General features: G+C 56.1%; 23 protein-coding genes and 1 other annotated feature. Of the genes, 16 read left to right on the top strand and 7 right to left on the bottom strand.

Features of this window, described 5'->3' with window-relative positions:
• Positions 1-42 precede the first annotated feature (42 nt).
• The 5 genes from KI367_RS07240 (at position 43) to KI367_RS07220 (ending at position 3580) form a co-directional block, all read left to right on the top strand.
• Positions 43-336, top strand: coding sequence for an MTH1187 family thiamine-binding protein (locus KI367_RS07240; RefSeq protein WP_212948682.1), 294 nt, complete (start codon positions 43-45; stop codon positions 334-336).
• Positions 333-1094 (top strand): ABC transporter permease, encoded by a 762-nt coding sequence (locus KI367_RS07235; RefSeq protein WP_036713462.1) that lies wholly within the window; start codon positions 333-335, stop codon positions 1092-1094. Before KI367_RS07240 ends, KI367_RS07235 begins: the two co-directional genes overlap by 4 nt.
• Positions 1095-1124: 30 nt before the next feature.
• Positions 1125-1958 carry an ABC transporter ATP-binding protein gene (locus tag KI367_RS07230; RefSeq protein ID WP_212948680.1) on the top strand — a complete coding sequence of 278 codons (834 nt, stop codon included), beginning with the start codon at positions 1125-1127 and terminating at the stop codon, positions 1956-1958.
• Between the two features lie 172 nt (positions 1959-2130).
• Entirely contained in the window at positions 2131-2592 is a 462-nt protein-coding gene (locus KI367_RS07225) for a DUF3888 domain-containing protein (RefSeq protein ID WP_212948678.1), read from the top strand.
• 142 nt (positions 2593-2734) lie between these two features.
• A complete protein-coding gene (locus tag KI367_RS07220) occupies positions 2735-3580 on the top strand; it encodes a TatD family hydrolase (protein ID WP_212948856.1) in 846 nt (281 codons plus the stop codon).
• 21 nt (positions 3581-3601) lie between these two features.
• Here the strand turns inward: KI367_RS07220 and nfsA are convergent, their stop codons facing one another.
• The 6 genes from nfsA to KI367_RS07190 form a co-directional block, all read right to left on the bottom strand.
• Positions 3602-4345 carry an oxygen-insensitive NADPH nitroreductase gene (gene nfsA, locus KI367_RS07215; RefSeq protein ID WP_212948676.1) on the bottom strand — a complete coding sequence of 248 codons (744 nt, stop codon included), beginning with the start codon at positions 4343-4345 and terminating at the stop codon, positions 3602-3604.
• A gap of 117 nt (positions 4346-4462) precedes the next feature.
• Positions 4463-4942 carry a YbaK/EbsC family protein gene (locus tag KI367_RS07210; protein WP_036713458.1) on the bottom strand — a complete coding sequence of 160 codons (480 nt, stop codon included), beginning with the start codon at positions 4940-4942 and terminating at the stop codon, positions 4463-4465.
• A 34-nt stretch (positions 4943-4976) separates the two neighbouring features.
• A complete protein-coding gene (locus KI367_RS07205) occupies positions 4977-6539 on the bottom strand; it encodes a 2-isopropylmalate synthase (RefSeq protein ID WP_212948675.1) in 1563 nt (520 codons plus the stop codon).
• Between the two features lie 88 nt (positions 6540-6627).
• Positions 6628-6857 (bottom strand) — a binding site (T-box leader).
• A 65-nt stretch (positions 6858-6922) separates the two neighbouring features.
• Entirely contained in the window at positions 6923-9364 is a 2442-nt protein-coding gene (locus KI367_RS07200; protein ID WP_212948673.1) for a heavy metal translocating P-type ATPase, read from the bottom strand.
• 164 nt (positions 9365-9528) lie between these two features.
• Positions 9529-9729, bottom strand: a complete 201-nt coding sequence (locus KI367_RS07195; protein WP_036713454.1) for a copper ion binding protein — start codon at positions 9727-9729, stop codon at positions 9529-9531.
• A gap of 45 nt (positions 9730-9774) precedes the next feature.
• Positions 9775-10140, bottom strand: a complete 366-nt coding sequence (locus KI367_RS07190) for a metal-sensitive transcriptional regulator (protein ID WP_212948671.1) — start codon at positions 10138-10140, stop codon at positions 9775-9777.
• Positions 10141-10408: 268 nt separating this feature from the next.
• Here KI367_RS07190 and KI367_RS07185 point away from each other — a divergent pair, with 268 nt between their 5' ends.
• Complete coding sequence (locus KI367_RS07185) at positions 10409-12268, top strand: bifunctional diguanylate cyclase/phosphohydrolase (protein WP_246536744.1); 1860 nt, start codon at positions 10409-10411, stop codon at positions 12266-12268.
• Between the two features lie 147 nt (positions 12269-12415).
• On the opposite strand, the gene KI367_RS07180 is transcribed toward KI367_RS07185, so the two are convergent.
• Entirely contained in the window at positions 12416-12583 is a 168-nt protein-coding gene (locus KI367_RS07180) for a hypothetical protein (protein WP_197070030.1), read from the bottom strand.
• A 664-nt stretch (positions 12584-13247) separates the two neighbouring features.
• On the opposite strand from KI367_RS07180, the gene KI367_RS07175 reads away from it, so the two are divergent.
• The 10 genes from KI367_RS07175 (at position 13248) to KI367_RS07130 (ending at position 22927) form a co-directional block, all read left to right on the top strand.
• The gene (locus KI367_RS07175) at positions 13248-14918 is read left to right on the top strand and encodes a copper resistance CopC/CopD family protein (RefSeq protein WP_212948669.1); all 1671 of its coding nucleotides are present in this window, start codon (positions 13248-13250) and stop codon (positions 14916-14918) included.
• A gap of 57 nt (positions 14919-14975) precedes the next feature.
• Complete coding sequence (locus tag KI367_RS07170) at positions 14976-15674, top strand: YcnI family copper-binding membrane protein (RefSeq protein WP_212948668.1); 699 nt, start codon at positions 14976-14978, stop codon at positions 15672-15674.
• 178 nt (positions 15675-15852) lie between these two features.
• A complete protein-coding gene (locus KI367_RS07165) occupies positions 15853-16581 on the top strand; it encodes an amino acid ABC transporter ATP-binding protein (protein ID WP_036713440.1) in 729 nt (242 codons plus the stop codon).
• A gap of 59 nt (positions 16582-16640) precedes the next feature.
• On the top strand, positions 16641-17447 hold the full coding sequence (locus KI367_RS07160; protein WP_212948666.1) for an ABC transporter substrate-binding protein: 807 nt from the start codon (positions 16641-16643) through the stop codon (positions 17445-17447).
• Positions 17448-17529: 82 nt separating this feature from the next.
• Positions 17530-18195, top strand: a complete 666-nt coding sequence (locus tag KI367_RS07155) for an amino acid ABC transporter permease (RefSeq protein WP_212948664.1) — start codon at positions 17530-17532, stop codon at positions 18193-18195.
• A gap of 41 nt (positions 18196-18236) precedes the next feature.
• Entirely contained in the window at positions 18237-18887 is a 651-nt protein-coding gene (locus tag KI367_RS07150; protein WP_036713436.1) for an amino acid ABC transporter permease, read from the top strand.
• A 202-nt stretch (positions 18888-19089) separates the two neighbouring features.
• Entirely contained in the window at positions 19090-20322 is a 1233-nt protein-coding gene (locus tag KI367_RS07145; protein ID WP_212948662.1) for an aminopeptidase, read from the top strand.
• 187 nt (positions 20323-20509) lie between these two features.
• Positions 20510-21058 (top strand): TetR/AcrR family transcriptional regulator, encoded by a 549-nt coding sequence (locus KI367_RS07140; protein WP_281422496.1) that lies wholly within the window; start codon positions 20510-20512, stop codon positions 21056-21058.
• Between the two features lie 76 nt (positions 21059-21134).
• Entirely contained in the window at positions 21135-22307 is a 1173-nt protein-coding gene (locus tag KI367_RS07135) for an MFS transporter (protein ID WP_212948659.1), read from the top strand.
• Between the two features lie 71 nt (positions 22308-22378).
• Positions 22379-22927, top strand: coding sequence for an NADPH-dependent FMN reductase (locus tag KI367_RS07130; protein ID WP_036713433.1), 549 nt, complete (start codon positions 22379-22381; stop codon positions 22925-22927).
• Positions 22928-23012: the final 85 nt, after the last annotated feature.

Raw genomic sequence — 23012 nt, 5'->3', positions numbered from 1 at the left:
GCGATTAAAGCAATCATCAAATTTTATAAGGACGTGATTGATATGGCTCATACCCTGCTCAGCATACAGGTCATTCCAAAAACGCCGAACAACGAGGATTCCTACGCTTACGTCGACCGCGCCATCGAAGTGATCCAAAAGTCGGGCGTCAAATACGAGGTGCACCCGCTGGAAACGACGATGGAAGGCGAACTCGAGGAATTGCTCGACGTCGTGTGCCGCATGCACGAAGCTCTTGTGGAGGCGGGCAGCCCAAGCATCATTTCCCAGATCAAAATCGCCCATCGTCCCGGCGGCATCAGCATGGAGCGGCTTACGGAGAAATACCGTCCATGAGACGTTGGTGGAATAGCGTATGGCCGCCCTTTGTGGCGGTCCTCTTCTTTTTGGTCGCATGGGAGCTGAGCACCTCGCTGTTTCATATCGAAAAATGGATCCTTCCTTCCCCGGTGGATATCGCCAAGGAAACCGCGGACGGGGCCGGGGATCTGTGGGGCCATGTCGGGGCAACGGTGAGGCTGACGCTTGAAGGATTTATCATCGGAACGGCGGTCGGGCTGATCATCGCGCTGATCCTGCACCTGATCCCGTTTCTCAAGTCGGCCTTGTACCCGCTGCTCATTTTGAGCCAAAACATTCCGACCATTGCGCTTGCCCCGCTCCTGATGATCTGGTTCGGCTTCGGGCTGCTGCCCAAGCTGATCGTCATTACCCTGGTCTGCTTTTTCCCCGTGGCCGTCGCCACGATGGGCGGACTGAAGCAGACCGACCGGGTCATGCTGAATTACATGCGGATGATCGGCGCGAACAAGCGGCAAATTTTCGCCAAGCTGGAGCTGCCGCACGCGCTGCCCGCGATCTTTTCGGGCGTCAAAATCGCGGCGACGTACAGCGTGATGGGAGCGGTCATTGCGGAGTGGATCGGTGCCGACAAGGGGATCGGATACTATATGATGCTGCAAAAATCGGGCTACCGCACCGATCGCATGTTTGTCGCCATCATGATCATCGTGGCGCTAAGCCTGCTCCTGTTCGGCATCATCGCCCTGCTTGAAAAATGGCTTGTACGTTGGAAACCGAAACAGGATAACTGATACCGGAAAAGAAAGGAGCTGCTAAAACCTATGTCAACGCTGGAACAAAAGCCGGCTGCCCTGAAAACCGGCGATAATCAAACCGTTCCCGCCCTCGAAGCGGCCGGCATCAGCAAAACCTTCCGGTCCAAGCGAAGCCGGCTGCAGGTGCTGGACGACGTGACGCTGACCGTGGGCAAAGGCGAATTCGTCTCCATCCTCGGACCCTCCGGCAGCGGCAAAAGCACGCTGTTCCATATCATCGGCGGCCTCGTCAAACCGGATGCGGGCAGCATAAGCATGAACGGCGCGGACGTAACGGGCCAGCAGGGACATATCAGCTACATGCCGCAGCAGCCGGCCTTGTTCCCATGGCGGACGATCGAAGACAACGTTCTGCTGTCCCAGGAGGTTCAAGGGAAGGTTGACCGGGAAGCCCGCGAAAATGCCCGCCGATGGCTCGGTAAGGTCGGGCTCGGCGGATTCGAGAAAAACCATCCGCATACGCTGTCCGGCGGCATGCAGCAGCGGGCCGCTTTCCTGCGCGCCCTGCTCAGCCCGCAGGAGCTGATGTGCCTCGACGAGCCGTTCAGCGCGCTCGATGCCTTGACCCGCAGCGACATGCAGCGCTGGCTGCTCGATATTTGGGAGGAGAGCCGCCGCTCGGTGCTCTTCATTACGCATAATATTGAAGAGGCGCTGCTGCTATCCAGCCGTATTTACGTGTTTTCGAGCCGGCCGGCCGCGGTGCTTCACGAGATCGACGTGCCGTTCCAACGGCCGCGCCGCGAGGACATCATCGAGCATCCCGATTTCATCCGGCTCAGACGCGAGCTGTCCGGCTGGCTGCGCGAAGAGCAGCTGAAAATGCAAGGAGCCACTTAAGATTCGGCCGCATAAATAACGGCCCGTGCTTGCCGTTCCCCGAAGGAACCCATGCACGGGCCGTTTTGTATAGATCACCGATGATGTTCTTGATCTCTGATCATGTTCGAATCGTTTTGCAGGCCGCATATTTTCATCCAATTCAGGGGAACGTTGTATACGAGGTGAAACGATGAAATCCCAACTACGATCGGCCGTGCTGCTCTTGTCCGTTTTCCTGTCTTCTTGCCCCGCCGCTGCCGCCGCGGAGGAGCTTCAGCCGAAAGAGCCGAAGCTGCAGCTGTACCAAGACATGATGCTGGAGCTGCTTCTTCCCGAAATCCAAAACGCCGTAAACGATTATTACCAAAACCTGCTCACGGCGAATCCGCTCGTTTATCCCTACGAAATCGAAATCCTTCAGGCCACACGGGTCAACGGCGGTCCGGGAGACCGGGGCTTTCACTTCTCCGTCACGCTTGAGGTCTCCCCTGTTCTAGGACCGCATATCGGCGTCGGAAAAGACCGGATGACGATTGAAATTTCTCCGCTGTTCCCCGACAGAGTCAAGCTGGCCGCTTTCCGCCATCTGCAAACCTACGAGCTGCCTCCGAATTATCAGCATATGCTGAAGGTCGGCGCGGAAAATCGCTGACACCGGAAAAACGCTCCTTTTCGGGTTCCCTCGAAGCCTATTTGTTATAATCATGTTCATACGATGAATAATTCGCATGATGAACGACTAATAAGGAGGGATTTTACCCGTGAATTTTGCTCCTGAACCGAATTCGCATCCTCTGTTTGCAGCCGGCCCGGCCGACAGCGTTCAAGCCCAATCTTCCCGGGACGAACAGGCGGCTCCGCTGATCGACGCCCACATCCATCTGGATGCTTACGACCATGCGCAGCAGCGGGACATGCTATCCGGTTTGCCGGCTGCCGGCATCGCAGGCGTCATTACCGTTTCCATGCACCTGGAATCGGCACGCAGCAATCTGCGGCTCGCCCGGCAATACCCCTCCCTGGTCTATCCGGCCTTCGGATACCACCCGGAACAGCCCGTCCCGGCGCCAAGCGACGTGGACGAGCTGCTGGCCTGGATGCGGAGGCATGCCGATGACATGGTCGCCGTCGGCGAAGTCGGTCTACCGTATTATACGCGCAAGGAAGCCGAAGAAGCCGGCCGGCCGTTCGACGGCAAACCTTACGAGGAGCTGCTGGAACGGTTTATCGCCTTCGCCAAGGAACATGACAAGCCGGTGGTGCTTCATGCGGTATACGAGGATGCCGACGCCGCCTGCCGTCTGCTTGAACGGTACGGCGTGAAGCGGGCCCATTTCCATTGGTTCAAAGGCTCGCCCGCTACGGTGCGGCGTATGGCAGAAAACGGATACTACGTTTCTTTCACGCCGGATATCGTATATGAGCCGGAAATCCGCGAACTCGCCCGCGTCTATCCTCCCGGTCAGGTCATGTCCGAAACCGACGGCCCGTGGCCGTTTGAAGGTCCGTTCGAAGGGCAGATGACCCATCCGCGGATGACCGCCGCGGTAGCGGAAGAATGGAGCCGGCTCCAAGGCTTTTCCCTGCAAGAAGCCCGGCAGCGCTTATATTCGAACGCAAGGCGTTTTTACGGGATTTAACCGGGCCGCGCGCCAAGCGGCTTATTTCTTCATGAACCCTTTGCCGTCCAGAAACGGCTTCATGTGCAGGCGAATCGGCTCGCCCAATCGGTCGGCCATCACTTGCGACCAAGTCGCATCCCTTTTGCCGCCGGTCCGCTCCTTCAGGTATGCGGCCATCGTCACGTCATATTCCCGGACCGGGGCCACGCTTTGTTCGTTGGAATAGCCGTTATAGTGCAGCACGGACGGCATCGGCAGGCGCGGGCGCTGTCCCGGCTCGTGGTCGGGAACGCCGACGCACATGCCGAACACCGGGTATACCAGCTCAGGCAGACCGAGCAGCTCGGACAGTTCGGCAATCCGGTTGCGGACGCCCCCGATGTAAACGATGCCCAGACCGAGCGATTCCGCCGCAATGGCCGCGTTTTGGGCCGCCAGCGCGGCGTCCACCGTCGCGACGATAAAGTTTTCGGTGGTATCCTCATGCGACTCCCGGCCCTGCAGCGGCTCCGCCGTCACCTGCTTCAGTCGGTACAAATCGGCGCACCAGACGAGAAATACCGGGCATTGCTCCACGTAAGCCTGGTTTCCCGCCAGCTCCGCCAATCTTTTTTTGAGTTCCGGGTCCGTCGCCGCAATGACGGTGTACGCCTGCACATTGCTTGAGGTGGAAGCCATTTGGGCGGCGGAAACGATGGTTCGGAGCTGCTCCTCGGTGACCGGCTGGTCCTTGAATTTTCGGATCGATCGATGATTCATCAATAAAGATATCGTATCGTTCATGTTGGATAATCTCCTCCTGATCGTATCTGTACGGTTACATCTTCTATGATAATCCCCTCGTACCCTCGTCTCAATGCTGCGGAAGCCTTGCCTTTTGCGCCCATTTGATCCTTCGTTTTATTTTACGGGCATCACTTGCCCTTTCGTCATCGCGACGAGCTCGCCCGGCGTCAGCTGAAACACGGCTTTCGGATGCCCGGCCGCAGCCCATATCGTCCGGAATTGCAGCAAATCCTCGTCGATGATGGTGATCATCTTTTCCCGGTGCCCGACCGGGGCGACCCCGCCGATGACAAACCCCGTCCGCTCGCGCACGAAATCGGCGTCGGCTTTGCCTAATGTATCGTGTACATAATCCGCGATTCGCTTTTCGTCGACGCGGTTCGCTCCGCTTGCGACAACCAGCAGCGGCTGACCGGAGCTTTGCAGGCGGAAAATGATCGATTTCGCGATTTGCGCCACCTCGCACCCGATCGCCTCGGCCGCCTCCTGGGCGGTCCGTGCGCTGTCCGGCAATTCGATGACGGTATGCCGTTCGTATCCCAGGTTAGCCAGAACGTCCTGAAACCTCTGGGCGCTTTCCTTGAATCTGCTCATTTCGGGAGCCTCCTTTCCTTTTTCATGCGAAAAGTCACTGAACAGCCGGCGCCGCCCCGGAAGCGTCCGCCGAAGCGTCCAGCAGCACGGCATTGATGCCGTTCAGGAACGCCAGCGCGCTTGCTTTGATGATGTCCGTGTCCATGGCGCGTCCGGAGTAGATTTTGCCCTGGTATTCGACCCGGATGTTGACGCGGCCTACGGCTTCTTTGCCTCGGGACAGGCTGTTGATTTTATAATCCTTCAGCTGCACGTCCAGCCCGACGAGCGATTTGAGCACGCTGTACAACGCGTCGATCGGGCCGTCGCCCACCGCGCTGTCTTTGTATATTTCGGAGCCTTTTTTCAATTTGACGGTGGCCGTCGGATACAGATCGTTGGTGACGACCTGGAACGAATCCAGCTCATACAAATGGCCGCTTGCGCTTTCGTCCAGCGTCCGGTGATTGGTCACCAGGTAAAAGACGTCGTGGTCGTACACTTCTTTTTTGGCGTCCGCCAGCGCGAGGAACTTGCCGAACAGCACTTCGAAATCCTCCGCGTTGCTGACGTCGAAGCCCATTTTCTCCACCGCGTTTTTGAAGGCATGGCGGCCCGAGCGGGCGGTCAAAATCAATTCCATGCTTTCCCCGCCGACCTCTTCCGGGGTCATGATTTCGTACACTTGGCGGTCTTTCAGCAGTCCGTCCTGATGGATGCCGGAGGAATGGGCAAAAGCATTTTCGCCCGTAATGGCCTTGTTGACCTGCACGTCCAGCCCCGTCAAATGGGTCAGCAATCTGGACGTTTTGAGCAGCTCCGTCGTTTGGATGTTGGTCTTGCAGCCGTAATAGTTTTCTCTGACCTTCAGGCCCATGACCACTTCCTCCAGCGAGGTGTTGCCTGCCCGTTCGCCCAGGCCGTTGATCGTCACCTCGATTTTGCCGGCGCCGTTATGGATCGCGCTCAGCGTATTGGCCGTGGCCAGCCCCAGATCGTTATGGCAGTGGACGCTCAGGATGACCTTGTCGTTCAAGTTTTTCAGCCGCTCGTTGATTTTGCGGATCAGCTCGCCGAACTCCTCCGGCACGGCGTACCCGACCGTATCGGGCACGTTGATGATGGTCGCGCCGGCTTTGACGACGGCTTCGATCGTTTGCCACAAATATTCGAAGTCCGACCTGGAAGCGTCCTCGGTGGAGTATTGTACTTCAGGCAGCAGCGTTTTGGCGTATTTGACCGCGTCGACGCCCATCTGCATGACGGCTTCCTTCGAACGGTTGAATTTTTTGTCCACATGGATGTTCGAGGTGCCGAGCACGATATGGATGAACGGATGCTGCGCAAGCTTGATGCTTTCATATACGGCATCGATGTCGTTTTTCACCGCGCGCGCCAGCGCCGTAATCGATACCTTGTCGCCGACCGTGCGCACAATTTCCTGGACCGCTTGAAAGTCGCCGGCGGAAGACGCAGGGAACCCCGCCTCGATGATGTCCACGTTCAGCCGCTTCAGCTGCTGGGCAAACTCGAGCTTTTGCTGCACGTTCAGTTTTGCGCCGGGCACCTGCTCCCCGTCGCGCAGCGTCGTGTCCAAAACGATAATGTTACGGTTCATTGTTCATTCCTCCCAAAGGTTTTTTGATATATAGTGAAGGATTGTTGGTTAAACCCGGACTTTAACCAACAAAAAAACCCCGTCTCTGTATAGAGACGAGGTTGAACCCGCGGTACCACTCTAATTCATTCCATAACGAAATGATCTCTTTCGATGGCCATCACCATCTATCCCTGTAACGGGGGAAGCCGTCTAACCCTACAATGTCGGGCAGCTGTTCATAGACGAGTTCAAAGTGATCGACGCTGCCGTTTCGCACCAACCAACGGCTCTCTGAAAGGTCCTTTCACCTCTACTATTTCTAATCCTTACATTTGGTTTTATAAATTATTGGCTATTATAGGGCATGATGCTTTTCTTTGTCAACCTTTACCATCGGATTTTTACGGATTCGCCCGCTGCAGGCGAAGCGCATTCAGCACAACCGATACGGAGCTGAAAGCCATCGCCGCTCCCGCCAGCCACGGCTCCAGAAAACCCGCGGCGGCGATCGGGATGCCGATCGTGTTGTAGGCGAGGGCCCAGAACATGTTCTGCTTGATGTTCCCCATCGTCCGGCGGCTCATCAGGATGGCGTCGGCGATGCCGTTCAGGTCTCCGCGCATGAGCGTGACGTCCGCCGCCTCCATCGCCACGTCCGTTCCGGTGCCGATCGCCATGCCGATATCGGCCGTGGCAAGCGCGGGCGCGTCATTGATGCCGTCGCCGACCATGGCGACGCGTTTGCCCGCCTGCTGCAGCTTTTTGACCTCATCGGCTTTGGCTTCCGGCAGCACCTCGGCCAGCACGCGGCGGATCCCCGCCTGGTCGGCGATCGCTTTGGCCGTACGCTCGTTATCGCCGGTAACCATGATGACTTCGATGCCCAATTGATGCAGACGGGACACCGCCTCGCGGGAGGTGCCCTTGATCGTATCCGCCACGGCGACCATCCCTGCGTATTTGCCATCCACGGCGACAAGCATCGCCGTTTTGCCTGCATCCTCAAGCAGCCTCATCGGATGTATGGCCGGATCGATTCGGATGCCCCGCTCTTCCATCAGCTTGCGGGTGCCCACAAGCACGGGCCGCCCGTCCACTCTGGCGGAAACGCCGTATCCCGGCAAATTTTCGAAGTCCTTCGCTTCCGGCAGCGGCAGCGCCTTGCTCCGCTCGAGCGCTCCGGCCACGATGGCTTCGGCAAGCGGATGCTCGGACTTGCGCTCGACGGCCGCCGCCGTCCGGAGCAGCGATTGCTGCGTCATAAGCGGCGCCGGGATGACGTCGGTCAGCACCGGCTTGCCGCTGGTGACCGTCCCCGTTTTATCCAGCACGACGACTTCGATCCCCTGGGCCGCTTCCAGATGCTCCCCGCCCTTGAACAGGATGCCGAGCTCGGCGGCCCGGCCTGAGCCGGCCATGATCGATGTCGGCGTCGCCAGTCCAAGCGCGCACGGGCAGGCAATGACCAGCACGGCGATCGCTTTTTCGAGCGCGGCCGGGAACTGCCCGGGAAGAATGTAGAAATACCACACCAGAAACGTGGCGATGGCGATCGTGACGACAATCGGAACGAAAATGCCCGAGATGACGTCGGCGATCCGCTGGATCGGCGCCTTCGAGCCCTGGGCTTCTTCCACGACCTTGATAATCCGGGCCAAGGCCGTATCGCCGCCGACCTTGGCGGCCTGGATCCGCAGCATGCCGTTTTTGTTCATCGTCGCGCCGACGACGGCATCGCCCTCGCGTTTGGCGACAGGGAGGCTTTCCCCCGTCAGCATCGATTCGTCGACCGAGGACACGCCCTGAAGCACCCATCCGTCTACCGGTATTTTTTCGCCCGGCCTCACGATGACCGTATCGCCGGTATTCACTTCGTCGATCGGAATGCTCGTCTCGCGCCCGTCGCGGAGCACAAGCGCGCTTTTTGCCTGCAGCCCCATGAGGCTCTTGATGGCTTCGGAAGAGCGGCCTTTGGCCAAGGCTTCGAACCATTTGCCCACCAGAATCAGCGTAATCAGAACGCTGCTCGTTTCGTAATACAGCTCCGCCGGGTGGTGCATGTCCGACCCGAGGGAGCGGATGGTCAGGAACAAGCTGTAAAAGTAGGCCGAAGACGTTCCGAGCGCCACCAGCACGTCCATATTGGCGCTTCCGCTCCGCAGCGATTTATAGGCGCCCGCATAAAACTGCCCGCCGATCAGGAATTGGACCGGCGTCGCCAGCGCCAGCTGAAACCATGGATTTAGAAACAGCGAAGGCACCGGAATCCAGGACGTCATGGGGAAGTGCTGGGTCATCGCCCACAAGAGCGGCAGGGAAAGAATGGCCGCCATCATCCATTTGAAGCGTTTATGGCCGATCTCCTGCCGGCGGAGCTCGGCGCTGTCCTTCGTTTCCCGTTTCGGCACGGCTTTGTAGCCGAGCCGCTCCACTTTTTTCTCCATGTCTTTTACGGTGACCATGCCTGCCGCATATTCCACGCGGGCCGTCTCCAGCGCCAGGTTTACGTTTACCCGCGTAACCCCGGGCATTCGGCCGAGCCCCTTTTCGATCCGGGCCGCGCAAGCGGCGCACGTCATCCCGGTAATATCGAAATCCATCGTCTCCTTCATCATCCCGTAGCCGAGCGATGCGATCTTTTCCTCCATTTTTCCCAGATCCGTATATTTCGGGTCGTAGGAGACGGTCGCCTGCTCCAAAGCCAAGTTGACATGGGCCCGCGCGACGCCTTCCATCCGGCCGAGGCCCTTTTCGATCCGGGCCGCGCAGGCGGCGCACGTCATCCCGGTAATTAGCAGCGTCGCTTGCCTTTCGTGCTCCCGGTTCCCCGTATTCCGTTCCATAGTCCCGGCTCCTTTCCGCAAGTCATACCCTGTTGGCGTATTATATGCAGGACGGCTCATTCTCAGAAGGACAAACCTTGGCGCCGGCGCAAAATAAAAAACAAAAAGGCGGCGGCCGACCTGTCATAAGGTCAGCCGCCGCCGGAAATTCCCCGCCGAAAATCTTAAACTACATCGTAGCCTTGCTCTTCGATGGCTTCCTTGATTTTCTCGAGGCTTAATTTATTTTCGTCAAAATCCACCGTTACTTTGTTGTCGGCCAAATCGACTTTGCCTGTTGCGCCGATTTCCTTCATGGCGCCTTCGATCGCATTGACGCAATGGCTGCAGGACATTCCTTGAACATTCAAAGTTACGCTTTTCATGGTATATTTCCTCCTCGGATTTTGGTTCATCCCGGCAGCGGGATGTTATTTCATTAACTTCTTGACGGTGACGAGCAGTTCGTCGATGACTTCGTATTCCCCGGATTCAATCCGTTCGACCACGCAGCTTCTCATGTGGCCTTCCAGCAGCAGCTTGCCGACCCCGTTGAGAGCGGCCTGGATCGCAGCGATCTGATTCAGGACGTCGTCGCAATAGGTGTCCTTTTCGATCAGGCCCTTGACGCCGCGAATCTGTCCTTCGATGCGGTTCAGGCGGGTGATGAGATTATTTTTCGTTTGACTCGAATGGTGGCTGTGCCGCTCGCTGCAGCCTTCCGCACAGGCATCGCTCCGAAGCCCGGCATCGTTTCCGGCCGGAACTTTCTCCTTAAGTTCAGTCTGGGCAATCATCTCACTCCACCTCCTTTATATCGAAGCCTTCGAGATCATTATACTATACCCCCTCTAGGTATGCAAGCGGCATTCATCGGCATCGCCGCATCCGATTTTCCCTGGCCCGATTTTCGTTTTTTTTGCCAACCCGCTGCATGGAATGCGAAACAATATTTGCGAACTAAAAACGATTCCCTTATATTGATTTAACAAGCAATGTTGTTTTGATAGGAATTGCTTCATGCTTCAACTTTCAGAACAATCTGATTGAACAGGGGAAATATCCATGGTAAAAAAATACCCGATCATGCGATCCTGGTTTACGGCAAACATGAATGCCCTTTTGTTCTGCGTCCTCGGCACCTTCCTGTTTGGGCTGCAAATCAGCCGTCTTTCCTGGGATTTTGCGTCCGGACAGTGGGCGGTGCCGGCGTCGATGTTCGCGGCGTCTCTTGTCCTATATTTTTATACTTTTCAGATTCCCCCGGAAGGCAACAAACAGTCGATGGATTCGGCGGTGTACCTTGCCTGCCTCTTTATTTACGGAACGCCGGCGGCGCTTGCCCTCCTTTTCCTGAGCTCGCTTCTGTTCGCCCTTGTCGAGCGGAAGGTGTCGGGATGGAAGCATTTTACCAATTTCTCCATTTACGCGATCATGATCAGCGCGGCCGGCGCCGTTTTCGACGGGCTTGGAGGCCGGCTGGGACAATTGGAAAACCGCCATTTACTATCTTATGTAGGCGCCCTGATTATATACTTCGCCGTCAATGTCCTCTGCATCGGAATCTATTATTATCTCACCGACCGGAGCCGGATCGGCGCCACCGTCAGGGGGCTGCTGCAGGAGTCGGCGCTTGTGTACACGTGCATCCTGATTTTGTCGCTCGTTCTTACCATTCTGATCGAAAACAACGGGGTTACCGGGCTCGTATTGTTCCTCGGCATCAGCATTTTTTTGTCCCACCTCTTCAAAAAGCTGTTCGATATGTATTTGCAGCTTCAGGAACGGGCGATCCGGGATCAGCGCACGGGGCTGTTCAATCACAGCTATTTCGAAAGCCTTCTCGAAGACGAAATCCGGCAGGCCCGGTCCGAGGGCCCCCCCCTTTCCCTGGTCATGATCGATATCGACGATTTCAAACGGTATAACGACCATTTCGGCCATTTGGAAGGAGATAAGCTGCTGGGGCTGCTCGGGTCCATCTTGAAAGAGGAAGCCGAGCAGGCGAACATCACCGCTTCACGGTACGGCGGAGAGGAATTTACGCTGCTGATGCCCGGGTTTACCGAACAGGAGGCGCTCGTGTTCGTGGACCGGCTGCGCAAAAAGGTCAACGATACGCCTTTTGCCGGAGTGGAAATTTTGCCGCATGCATGCCTTTCCTTCTCGGCGGGCATTTCCGGTTACCATATCGACATCCACGACAAATCCATGCTTGTCCTGCAGGCGGATCAGGCGCTGTACGACGCCAAAAAGCAGGGCAAAAATATCGCGTACATCTACGGCAGCTCCGTCCCGCTCGAACAAGAAATCGAAATCGCGCAGGATGTGCGGGACATCGAGCAGCTGCTGAATCTCTTTTTGTATAAAGACATCAATACGTTTAAACATTCCAAGCGGGTATTCCGCTATGCCATGGACATGAGCCTGCTATTGAAGCTCGATCCGAGTGCCCGCAGGCAGTTCGTGCTCGGCGCCCTGATCCACGACATCGGCAAATTGGAAATTCCGTGGGAAATTTTGAACAAAAAAGACAAGCTGACTCCCGAAGAATGGGCCGCGGTCCGGAAACACGTCAACTGGGGCAAGGAAATGGCGATCACAAGCGACAAGTTCAAGGATCTCGCGCCGTACATCGAGCTGCATCATGAACGGTTTGACGGTACCGGGTATCCCCACGGCTATAAAGGGGCCGAAATTCCGCTATTATGCCGGATGCTGACCATCATCGATTCCTTCGACGCGATGACCTCGGAACGGCCTTACCAGCCGACCAAATCCGTCCGGGAAGCCGTCGAGGAACTTCGCCGCTGTTCGGGGACCCAGTTCGATCCCGAGCTTGCCGGACTGTTCATCGGATACATTGAAGAAAAAGGCGCTAGCGTCATGGACACAGGCGGAGAAGAGCACCCGACCTTGGGTTAATACAATGCACAAAAAGGCTGTTCCCTGAACCCGGCCCCCCATCGTAGTTTGTTTTCGTCTACCTGGGGTGCGGTTCTGAGGAACAGCCTTATTCTGATCTTATGAACATCCAAAATGATTCCGGTTCCTGCACACGTTGCCTGAGTCTTATTTGCTGCCGTTCATTTCATGCGAAGTCTGATGAAGCTCCTTGATCATTTGCTGCAGGAACAAGCTCTGCTGCCGGCTGATTCCGTGTTGGTTATCCCGGATAAGCAGTTGTTGAATATGTTTCTTCAGCATCTCGCTGCGACGCTCCAATACGGCCTGGCTCATGTCATCACTCCTGATAAATGATTTCCCCTGCTCGGGAAGTTTTTCTTATTTATTCATTATAAAGCGATGTGAAACAGATTGAAAACGTTCAGAAAAAACCAGAAACTTCCCTGAGACAGCTGAGCCCGCGGGAGCCCGCCATAAACGGTGCCAGCCGGAAAGATGCTCCGATTTCCTCCGTTATCCCCCGTTAGAGAGCCGATGCGCGTTCATGTACCAGCAGCGATGCCCCTCTTCCTTCCAGATGAAGGGCATCGCGGGCCTAGACGTTCACAAAAAATCCCTGAGCTTGACCCGGTTGGAAACCGCAGCGCTTCCCTTCCACCAAATGCTTCGTTTTCCTGCACTTTTCGGAATTTTGCCACATGCCCGGCTTTTCCCGAAGCGCCGCGGGTTTGAGGCATTTTCGGTTTCGGGCGGAAGTTTGTCCGTGGTCCTTATAGCCCACACGGGTCATTTCCTTCCGGAAGGTCCGGCTATACAATGATTTCTGGGCTAAAGGAAACGTGACGGAAGGGGCGAACCTTTGTCCTTCGTGCCGTTCAGGCGTATATTTCATCGCATTTTGCAAAATCCTCTTCCCAAAGAACAACAATCCGGTGGTTTGCAAACAGGCTTTTGACACCAACGCCTTTTTGCAAATCCCCAGATCGAAGGTGATCCATTGAACACAAAAACGCGGCTGCTTTCCGGTTTGATGACGGTGATCCTTGCCGTCCTGCTGCTGTATCCCGGAACGGTTTCGGCCCATGCGTATATCGTCAAATCGTCTCCGGCCGAAAACGAGGCGCTGCAAAAGCCTCCGGCCAAAATTGACATTTATTTCAACGAGCCGCTGCAAAAGGCTTTCCACGCAATCAAAGTGACGGACTCCGCCGGCAAAACGGTCAATGCGAGCGAAAGCCGTTTTCCCGAAGGGGAAAACTCGGCGCTCGAGGCCGACCTGCAGCCGAATCTTCCCAACGGCATTTATGCCGTGCGGTGGAAAGCGGTATCGGCCGACGGGCACCCCATCGAAGGAACCTATTCGTTCCGGATCGGTGAAGGCGGCAGCGGTGCGGCCGGGTCCGAAACGGTCGTGTCCGCCGGTTGGCCCGGCGCCGACCTGATCGCCGTTCGCTGGCTTATTTACATCAGCCTGGCCTTCCTTGCAGGCGTTTATTTCTACCAGCTGTACCTGCTTCCGGCCGGTGCGGGAATCCGTCCGCCGTGGTCGCGCCGAAGCTTGTGGATGATGTGGATCAGCATCGCCGTGTTCGCCGCAAGCTTCCTGATCAGTCTGCCGCTGCAAACGGGGATCGATGCCGGCGTCGGCTGGAGCGGCGTTGCGTCCGACCCGTCCCTGCTGCTCAAAATGCTGCGGATTACGAGCTTCGGCGAAGTCTGGCTGGTGCAGCTGCTGCTGCTGGCGATTCTTATCGGCCTCGCCTACGCCCTGCCGAAAATCAAGGACAAGGACAATGCCTACATCGCGGGTACGGTCGCCTTTCTGCTCGTGATGGTCCTGCTGCTAGCCAAAGCTTTTATCGGCCATCCGGCCGCCTCTTCTCAAAAAGCGCTCGGCATCGCGATGGACTTCCTTCATTTGGGCGCCGCTTCCCTGTGGCTCGGCAGCCTGCTGGCCTTCGGGGCGCTGCTGCCGAAAGAAGCGGCCCTGCCGTCCGGGGCCGAGGAACGAAAACAGGGATATTTTGCCGTGATCCGGAGATTCAGCTTGTGGGGCACGGTCTTCGTGATCCTGATTCTGATCAGCGGAGTATATGCCAGCCTGCAAAACGTGCCGACGTGGTATTCGCTTTTCCACACGGCGTACGGAAAGATCCTGTACGGCAAAAGCGCCCTGCTTCTCGTCATGGTCGGCTGCGCCGCCATGAACTGGCTGCGCGGCAAAGAAGGCAAACAATCCTTGGGGGCGGGCGTGTGGTTTGAACTTACGGCAGGCGCATTGGCCTTGGTACTGGCGGCGGCCCTGACCAACATGCCTACGGCGGCTTCTTCGCCCGGGCCGGTCGACGTGCAGCAGACGCTGGAAAACAAAGCGGTCGTCGCGCTGAAAATCACTCCGAACGTAACAGGCACGAACGAATTCGAGGTGCAAATCAAAGACGGTCAAGGGCAGCCCGTGACGGCGATTCAGCAGGTGAAGCTCACGCTGACGCATCTTGACATGGACATGGGCAAATACGAAATCGTGATGCCGGGCGGCAAGCCGGAAGGCTTCAAAGCAAGCAATCTGATCACGATGGCCGGCAAATGGAACGTCCATGTGCACGTCCTGACCGACAAGCTCGAGTCCTGGGACACCGATATCGTCATTCATGTCGGTAATCATTAAGGCCATGAAATGAAAAGTTGAAAAAAATCCAAAATGCAAATAAGGAGAGAAACAATGATGAAACTGTTTAAACGTCTTCCGTTTATTGCGACCGCCGCGGCGGGATTCCTGCTCTTTTCGGGCATCGCCAGCGCGCATGTCACCGTCAAGCCGGCCGTCTCCCAGCCCGATGCCTGGGAAACCTATACGATCAAAATCCCGTCCGAAAAAGAGATCCCGACGACCAAAGTCACCTTGAAAGTGCCGGAAGGCGTCGAGCTGATGAACTATCAGCCGGTTCCGGACTGGAAAGTCGCCACCGAAAAGGACGGCTCCGGCAAAATCAGCAGCATCACCTGGGAAGCGACCGGCGCAGGCATTCAAGCCGGCGAATTCCAGCAGTTCAATTTCGTGGCCCATAATCCCGGCAAAGAAACGGAAGTCGCCTGGGATGCGTTCCAGTATTACAAAGACGGAAGCATCGTGGAATGGAGCGGCGACGAAGGCTCCGAATCCCCGCATTCGATCACGAAAATCACGACCGCTGCCGGCCAGGCGTCTGAACCGGCCGATCACGGCCACAATGCCGCGGCCGGAGGACAGCAGGAGCAGACGCAAGGGAACGCGGGCAGCGCGGAAAACGCCGCTACGGCTCCCGCCGCCTCCGACAACTCGTCCTCCAGTGGCGTACAAACCGCTACGCTGGTCGTCTCGATTGCCGCGCTCGTGTTGTCCATCATTGCTCTTGTTGCCGCATTAGCCAAGAAAAAACGGTAGTTATAAGATCCGCAAAGCCCGTGCCTAGGATAGGCTCGGGCTTTTTCATGTTCACCGGAAGCGGACAAGCAGGTCGCAATATCTAGCATGATGCCTTCAGCCCGGCCATATATTGTAAAAATGTATGCGTCCACCCATTCAATGCGGGCGCAAATATGGACGAAGGGAGGTCATCGATATGATCGAGTTTCGCAAGGTCGACAAAGCTTACGGCAGCTTTCAGGTTCTGCAAAATATCAATCTGCGGATCGAAGAAGGCGAGGTTGTCGTCATCATCGGTCCCTCCGGCTCCGGCAAAAGCACGCTGCTCCGCTGCATCAATCGCTTGGAAACGATATCCTCCGGCGAGCTCGTTGTGGCCGGCACGCCGCTGCACGATAAAAAAATCGACATCAACCGGTTCCGCCGCGACATCGGCATCGTATTCCAGCATTTTAACCTGTATCCCCATAAAAAAGTGATCGACAATATCACGCTCGCTCCCATGAAGGTGCTCGGCTTAAGCAAGGCGGAGGCGGAGGAAAGAGCCCTTGCGTATTTGAAGCGGGTCGGCATCGCCGACAAGGCCGAAAGTTATCCTTCCCAGCTCTCCGGGGGCCAGCAGCAGCGGGTAGCGATTGCCAGAGGGCTCGCCATGAAGCCGAAAATCATGCTGTTCGACGAACCCACCTCCGCCCTCGATCCGGAAATGATCGGCGAAGTGCTGGACGTCATGCGGGACCTGGCCCATGAGGGCATGACGATGGTCATCGTCACGCATGAGATGGGATTTGCCCGGGAAGCCGCCGACCGGATCGTGTTCATGGACAACGGCCAAATCCTCGAGGAAGCGACGGCCGCCGATTTTTTCCGGGAACCGCGCGAGGAGCGGGCCCGGCTGTTCCTCAGCCGCCTGATCCGGCATTGATTGATCACTGTGGCTTACATATGTTTCGGGAACACGCGAAAAGAAAGGGGTAAAAACGAATGAAAAAAAGATCCTATGTCAGCCTGCTGCTGATCCTGCTTGTAACCTGCTTGGCGCTTGCCGGCTGCGGCGGCGGGAAAAAGAACGCCGAGGGAGGCACCCTGGCGGCCATCAAGGAGCGCGGCAAGGTCATCGCCGGCGTGAAATACGACACGAAGCTGTTCGGGCTGAAGGACCCGGCTACGGGCAAGGTGGAAGGTTTCGATATCGACATCGCCAAAGCGCTCGCCAAAAAGATCCTCGGCGACGAAAACAAGGTGGAGCTGAAGGAGGTTACCTCCAAAACTCGGATTCCGCTGCTGCAAAACGGCGATATCGACCTGATCATCGCGACGATGACCATCACGGAAGACCGCAAGAAGCAGGTCGACTTCAGCGATGTCTATTTTAAGGCAGGCCAATCCCTTCTCGTCAAAAAGGGCAGCCCCATCAAAGGCCTGGAGGATTTGAAAAAAGGAACCAAAGTGTTGGCCGTAAAAGGTTCGACTTCGGCGAAAAACATCCGCGAAAAAGCGCCGGACGCCACCGTGCTGGAATTCGAAAACTATCAGGATGCGTTCACCGCGCTGAAAGCCGGCCAAGGGGATGCCCTGACGACCGACAACGCCATTTTGCTCGGCATGCAAAAGCAGGATCCGAACTATGAGCTGGTCGGAGGCAACTTCACCGACGAGCCTTACGGCATCGCCATCAAAAAAGGGGACTCGGAATTCGTCGGCGTCGTCAACGACCTGTTGAAGGAAATGAAAGAAAGCGGCGAATACGACAAGTTATACGAGCAATGGATGGGCGTGAAACCGGAGTAAGGGACTTTGCGGCATCCATCGGAGGCTTCGGCCTCCCCCCGTCCTCCTTCGGGCTTATCTTTAGGGAAAGGAGAGTTTAAGCATGGAGGGAAAGTTCGACATTCACATCCTTTTTGACCATTGGGACCGGTTTTCCGCAGGTTTTCTGCATACGATCGGTTCCAGCGCCCTGGCCCTTGTCGGCAGCTTCATTCTCGGGACGATCATCGCCGTCATGCGCATCGCGCCGCTGAAGCCGCTGAACTGGATCGGTACCGCTTACGTCGAATTCATCCGCAACATCCCCTTGTTGCTCGTCGTGTTCGTCTTTTTCCTCGGGCTGCCGACGCTTGGCGTGCCGCTGGACGGTTTTACGTCCGGCACCCTCGGCCTGATGGTATACACCGCATCCTTCATCGCCGAGGCCATCCGCGCAGGGATCCAGTCCGTGCCATCCGGCCAGAGCGAAGCGGCCCGGGCAACGGGGCTTTCCTATATGCAGACGATGGTGCATATCATCCTGCCGCAAGCGATCAAAATCGTGCTGCCTTCAATCAGCAATCAGTTTATTAACCTGGTGAAAAACTCGTCCATTCTCGCCGTCGTCTCCGGCTTCGATTTGATGTATTATGCCGACCTGATCAATGCAGACACCTTCCTGCCGTTAACCGTCTACACGATCGTGGCTTTATTTTACCTTATCCTGACCCTGCCGCTGAGCATGGCGGTGCATTACATGGAACGGAGGTTCCGCGCCGCGGACCGTTAGACCGGGGAAACGCATCATTTTTGCGAAAGGAGGCTTAAAGCATGGATTTTGCGGGAGCGTACTCCTGGCCGAACCTTTCCTTCATTCTGCAGGGATTCGGCGTCACCCTTCTCGTGGCTACCCTTTCGATCGCGTTCAGCTTCGTGCTCGGTACGCTGCTCGGCGCCATTCGTTATGCCCGAATTCCGATCCTGTATCGTGTTTTGGCCGTCATCATCGATCTGATCCGCAATTTGCCTTTGCTGCTGATCATCTATTTCATCTATATCGTTCTTCCGTTAGTCGGGGTCAAGCTACCTCTGTTGTGGGCGGCCGTCTCGGCCCTGACCATTTTCGAAGGCGCGATGATCTCCGAAATCGTCCGCGGCGGCCTCAACTCCGTGGACCGCGGCCAGATCGAAGCCGCCCGTTCCTCCGGGCTCGGCTACATGCAGACGATGCGCTGCATCATTCTCCCGCTCGCGCTGCGCCGCATGGTGCCGCCGATCGTCAGCCAGTTCATCTCCCTGCTCAAGGATACCTCGCTTTGCGTCATTATTTTGCTTCCGGAAATGATGCACAATATACAGATCTTGCAGGGGCACAGCCCGAACTATGTCATCCCGTCCCTGCTTTTGGCCGCCGTATTGTATTTTGCGGTCAACTATACCCTATCCATCATTGCCCGGCGGTTGGAGGCCAAAACCGCATAATCCGTCCGGACGTTTCCGGCCCCCTTTTACCGTGACTCGCCCCACGGATGAATGATCCTGACAAATCGGAAAGAGGCAGCCCGTTTGCTTGCAAAGGGGTTGCCTCTTTTTTTGCATGGCGTCTTCCAGGCCTCCAAAAAAGGAAATCGAACCGCAAAAGACGAATGGATATATCCTGATCCCGATTCCGAAGGAGGAAATCATGATAAATTTCCAAAGCTGTTTAGAAAAATACGCCGAGCTGGCCGTCAAAATCGCGGTGAACATTCAGCCCGGCCAATCGCTGTGGATCAGCGCGCCGATCCATCAGCCCGAATTCGTTCGTCTGGTGACGGAGCAGGCCTATAAAGCCGGTGCCAAACTCGTCCATATCGAATGGCAGGATGAAATCAGCACGCAGATCAAATACCGCCTCGCGCCGGACGAAGCCTTTGAAACCTATCCGGCATGGAGAGCGCAAGCGGTGCAGCAGTTCGGCGAGGAAGGCGGGGCCTTTTTGTTTCTCGAATCCAGCAACCCGGAACTGCTAAAAGGCATCGATCCGAAACGGATTGCAGCGAGTTCCAAAGCCGCCGGAGCGGCGCTGGCCAAATGGAGGGCGGACATGTCCGCCAGCAGATTCACGTGGTCGATCATCGGCGTGCCGTCCGAAGGCTGGGCGAAGCTCGTATTCCCGGACCTTGATAAGGAAGCGGCGATCCAAGCGCTGTGGGAGGCGATTTTCAAGGCGTCCCGGGCCGACCGGGAGCAGCCGGTGCAGGCTTGGCATGAGCATAATGAAACCCTTCATGACAAAAGGGCGTACCTCAACCGCAAACAATACAAAAAGCTGCATTATCGCGCCCCGGGTACCGACCTGACGGTCGAGCTTCCGGACCATCATATTTGGAACGGCGGCACCGCGGTCAACGCGGAGAACAACCCGTTTAACCCGAACGTGCCCACCGAAGAGGTGTTTACGTCGCCGCGCAAGGAAGGAACCCGCGGCGTCGTTCGCAGCACCAAACCGCTAAGTTATCAGGGCAACCTGATCGAAAATTTCAGCCTGACGTTCGAAAACGGCAAGGTCGTCGATTTTTCCGCGGAAACGGGTTATGAATCGTTAAAAACGATGCTCGGCATCGACGAAGCCGCCCGTTATTTGGGCGAAGTGGCGCTGGTGCCGCATCGCTCCCCGATTTCCGAGTCAAATTTGATTTTTTTCAACACGTTGTACGACGAAAATGCCTCCAACCACCTGGCTCTGGGCGATGCATTCCCGACTTGCGTGGAAGGCGGATTGGCAATGTCCCGCGAAGAGCTGGACCAAGCCGGGCTGAACCACAGCCTGATTCACGTCGACTTCATGATCGGCTCGGCGGACATGGACATTGACGGCATTACCGCCGACGGCGCCATCGAGCCGGTGTTCCGGAATGGCAATTGGGCGTTTTAGTTTGAATCGATATCATCATCAAAAAAGGCAGGAGCTCCGATCGCTTCGCCGGTCGGGCTCCTGACCCCCTTGACATCCAAGGAATGGAATTGTATGATCAGAGCAAAAATGTTAGTTGTCGCTAACTAACACAGAAGCGAGGTGATCCCGTCTGAGTACCAAAACCGAAAACACGGCCGACCGAATATTGGCAGCCACCGTCGAACTCATGTCCGAGAAAGGCTATAAAGCCGTTACGATCAAGGAAATTGCCGCCGCCGCATCCGTCAGCGAGATGACCGTTTTTCGGACGTTTGGCTCGAAAAAGGCGATTTTGGAAGCTATTTTGCAGAATTACATGTTCTCCACCCCGATCGAGCAGATCATTAGACAGAACATCACGTATGAGCTCGAGGCCGATTTATTGATGATCAGCAAACTGTACCATGACGTACTAAAAAGAGATAAAAAAATCTATTTGATTTCCGTCATGGAACGAAAAACGATGCCTGAAATCCATCGGGGCGTTCACAACAATGCCGTGAGATTCCTGAGCATCGTCACCGAATATCTCAAAACCATGCAGGTAAAGGGCAAAGTCGTTCAAGGCGACCCTGAAATCCAGGCTATGACGGTTATGAAGTTCAATTACGGGAAGTTCATCGCAAGCACGATGCTGGAAGGAATTGTCCCTGTAGTAGGGGAAGACCACATCGAAGAATCGATATCCATATTGGCCAGAGGGTTAAAGACGTAATTTTTTTTGGATCGAATGTTAGTTACTAGTAACTAACATGTATATCATCACCATGATCATAGAGGAGGCCTTATTTATGGACCGTTTGTGGACCAAAACGTTTATCGGATTGATGGTGACGTTGTTTTTCTTGAGTTTCGGTTTTTATATCCTGCTTCCGACGCTGCCGCTGCACATCAAGGACCTTGGGGCCGACGAAGCGCAGCTGGGACTTGTCATCGGCGGTTTTACGTTGTCCGCGGTAGTCGCCCGACCCATCGTCGGCGGACTGCTGGACCGTTATGGCCGACGTCCGTTTATCCTGGCGGGACTTATTTTGTTTGCCGTCTCGATGTTTTTGTACAACTGGGCTAGCGGACTCATCCTGTTGCTGCTGCTGCGGATTTTGCACGGCTTCGGCTGGGCCCTTTCCACCACGTCGATCGGAACGTCGATCACCGACGTCATTCCGGCGGAACGCCGGGGCGAAGGCATGGGGTGGTATGGACTGTCCATGACGGTTTCGATGGCCATCGGCCCCATCGTCGGCGTGTGGATGATCGGCCATTACGCCTTTGACCGCACCATTTTGCTTGCCTCCTGCCTGTCTGCCGCCGCCATCGCGATTGCATTGTGTACCAGGGTCCCTGCCTTCCGGTCGGACCGCAAAAACAAAATGGCGTTTTTCGACAAATCCGTGCTGCCTATTTCGGCATCGATATTTTTTCTGGCGCTGACGTACGGCGGGATCACTACGTTCCTCCCCCTGTTCGCCGAATCCATTCAAGTCAATGCAGGCACGTTCTTTTTGGTTTACGCCATCGTCCTGACGATCACCCGTCCCTTTGCCGGAAAACTGGCGGATCGGTACAACGAAGGAGCCGTCGTTATCCCGGCCGTGATCATAGCAGTGATTGCGCTGGCTGTATTAAGCGTATCCACCGGTTACGTGGGCGTGATGTGTTCCGCGGTGTTGTACGGAATCGGCTTCGGATCGGCGCAGCCCACGCTGCAGACGGCAACCGTCAACCTCGTCGCCCCAACGAAAAAAGGCGTGGCCAACGCTTCCTTTTTCACCGCCATGGATCTGGGGATCGGCTTAGGGTCGATGGTGCTCGGCCTGATTTCCCAGTACCTGGGTTACCCTTTTTTGTTTGCCGCATGCGCGGTGTCCGGACTTCTTTCTTTGCTCATTTTCGCCGTTTTTGTCAGAAGAACCATACTGCGAGGAAAGGAGGAGCTGACCGGGAATAGCAGTCTTTCATCTTAGGCCCATTTTTTTTGAATAAAATGTTAGTTACAACTAACTAACATTCATTTATATTAAGGAGGAAACAAACAATGGCCAACGATCTTTTGAACATTGGAATTATCCTTGGAAGCACGCGTCCGGGGAGAGTCAGCCCCCAGGTGGGGACATGGATTTTGGACATAGCCTCTCGGCGCGGCGACGCCGTTTACGAAATCGTCGATTTGGCGGATTACCGTCTGCCGTTTTTGGGCGATCCTGCCGGCGAACAACAAATAGCCGCTTGGGCGAACAAAATATCCGCTTTGGACGCGTTCATCTTCGTGACGGCGGAATACAACCACAGCATCACGGGCGCGCTAAAAAACGCGCTGGACTGCGCGCGCACCGAATGGTACAACAAGGCAGCCGGCATCGTCAGCTACGGTTCCTCCGGCGGAACGCGCGCCGCCGAACATTTGCGCGGAATCCTCGCGGAGCTGCAGGTGGCCGACGTTCGCACGCATCCGGCGCTGAATTTGTTCACGGATTTCGAAAACTATACGGTGTTTAAGCCCGCCGATTTGCATGCATCCCATGTCAACGACATGCTGGACCAGGTGGTTCGTTGGGCAGCGGCGTTAAAGACGGTCCGCAGCTGATTTGTCGTTAAAGCCCTTCCGGGTGCGGAAGGGCTTTGCTATTGTGTCGAAAAAACGGCGGTAACATCTCCCCTGCTGCGAAGGA

Source organism: Paenibacillus cookii, assembly GCF_018333375.1.
Lineage (GTDB): Bacteria > Bacillota > Bacilli > Paenibacillales > Paenibacillaceae > Paenibacillus_AQ > Paenibacillus_AQ cookii.
This window is presented reverse-complemented; position numbering and strand designations above follow the sequence as displayed.

Coding starts and splice junctions, on each gene's coding strand:
- KI367_RS07240 (WP_212948682.1), top strand. CDS start 43: ATGGCTCATACCCTGCTCAGCATACAGGTCATTCCAAAAACGCCGAAC.
- KI367_RS07235 (WP_036713462.1), top strand. CDS start 333: ATGAGACGTTGGTGGAATAGCGTATGGCCGCCCTTTGTGGCGGTCCTC.
- KI367_RS07230 (WP_212948680.1), top strand. CDS start 1,125: ATGTCAACGCTGGAACAAAAGCCGGCTGCCCTGAAAACCGGCGATAAT.
- KI367_RS07225 (WP_212948678.1), top strand. CDS start 2,131: ATGAAATCCCAACTACGATCGGCCGTGCTGCTCTTGTCCGTTTTCCTG.
- nfsA (WP_212948676.1), bottom strand. CDS start 4,345: ATGAACGATACGATATCTTTATTGATGAATCATCGATCGATCCGAAAA.
- KI367_RS07210 (WP_036713458.1), bottom strand. CDS start 4,942: ATGAGCAGATTCAAGGAAAGCGCCCAGAGGTTTCAGGACGTTCTGGCT.
- KI367_RS07205 (WP_212948675.1), bottom strand. CDS start 6,539: ATGAACCGTAACATTATCGTTTTGGACACGACGCTGCGCGACGGGGAG.
- KI367_RS07200 (WP_212948673.1), bottom strand. CDS start 9,364: ATGGAACGGAATACGGGGAACCGGGAGCACGAAAGGCAAGCGACGCTG.
- KI367_RS07195 (WP_036713454.1), bottom strand. CDS start 9,729: ATGAAAAGCGTAACTTTGAATGTTCAAGGAATGTCCTGCAGCCATTGC.
- KI367_RS07190 (WP_212948671.1), bottom strand. CDS start 10,140: ATGATTGCCCAGACTGAACTTAAGGAGAAAGTTCCGGCCGGAAACGAT.
- KI367_RS07185 (WP_246536744.1), top strand. CDS start 10,409: ATGGTAAAAAAATACCCGATCATGCGATCCTGGTTTACGGCAAACATG.
- KI367_RS07180 (WP_197070030.1), bottom strand. CDS start 12,583: ATGAGCCAGGCCGTATTGGAGCGTCGCAGCGAGATGCTGAAGAAACAT.
- KI367_RS07170 (WP_212948668.1), top strand. CDS start 14,976: ATGAAACTGTTTAAACGTCTTCCGTTTATTGCGACCGCCGCGGCGGGA.
- KI367_RS07165 (WP_036713440.1), top strand. CDS start 15,853: ATGATCGAGTTTCGCAAGGTCGACAAAGCTTACGGCAGCTTTCAGGTT.
- KI367_RS07160 (WP_212948666.1), top strand. CDS start 16,641: ATGAAAAAAAGATCCTATGTCAGCCTGCTGCTGATCCTGCTTGTAACC.
- KI367_RS07155 (WP_212948664.1), top strand. CDS start 17,530: ATGGAGGGAAAGTTCGACATTCACATCCTTTTTGACCATTGGGACCGG.
- KI367_RS07150 (WP_036713436.1), top strand. CDS start 18,237: ATGGATTTTGCGGGAGCGTACTCCTGGCCGAACCTTTCCTTCATTCTG.
- KI367_RS07145 (WP_212948662.1), top strand. CDS start 19,090: ATGATAAATTTCCAAAGCTGTTTAGAAAAATACGCCGAGCTGGCCGTC.
- KI367_RS07135 (WP_212948659.1), top strand. CDS start 21,135: ATGGACCGTTTGTGGACCAAAACGTTTATCGGATTGATGGTGACGTTG.
- KI367_RS07130 (WP_036713433.1), top strand. CDS start 22,379: ATGGCCAACGATCTTTTGAACATTGGAATTATCCTTGGAAGCACGCGT.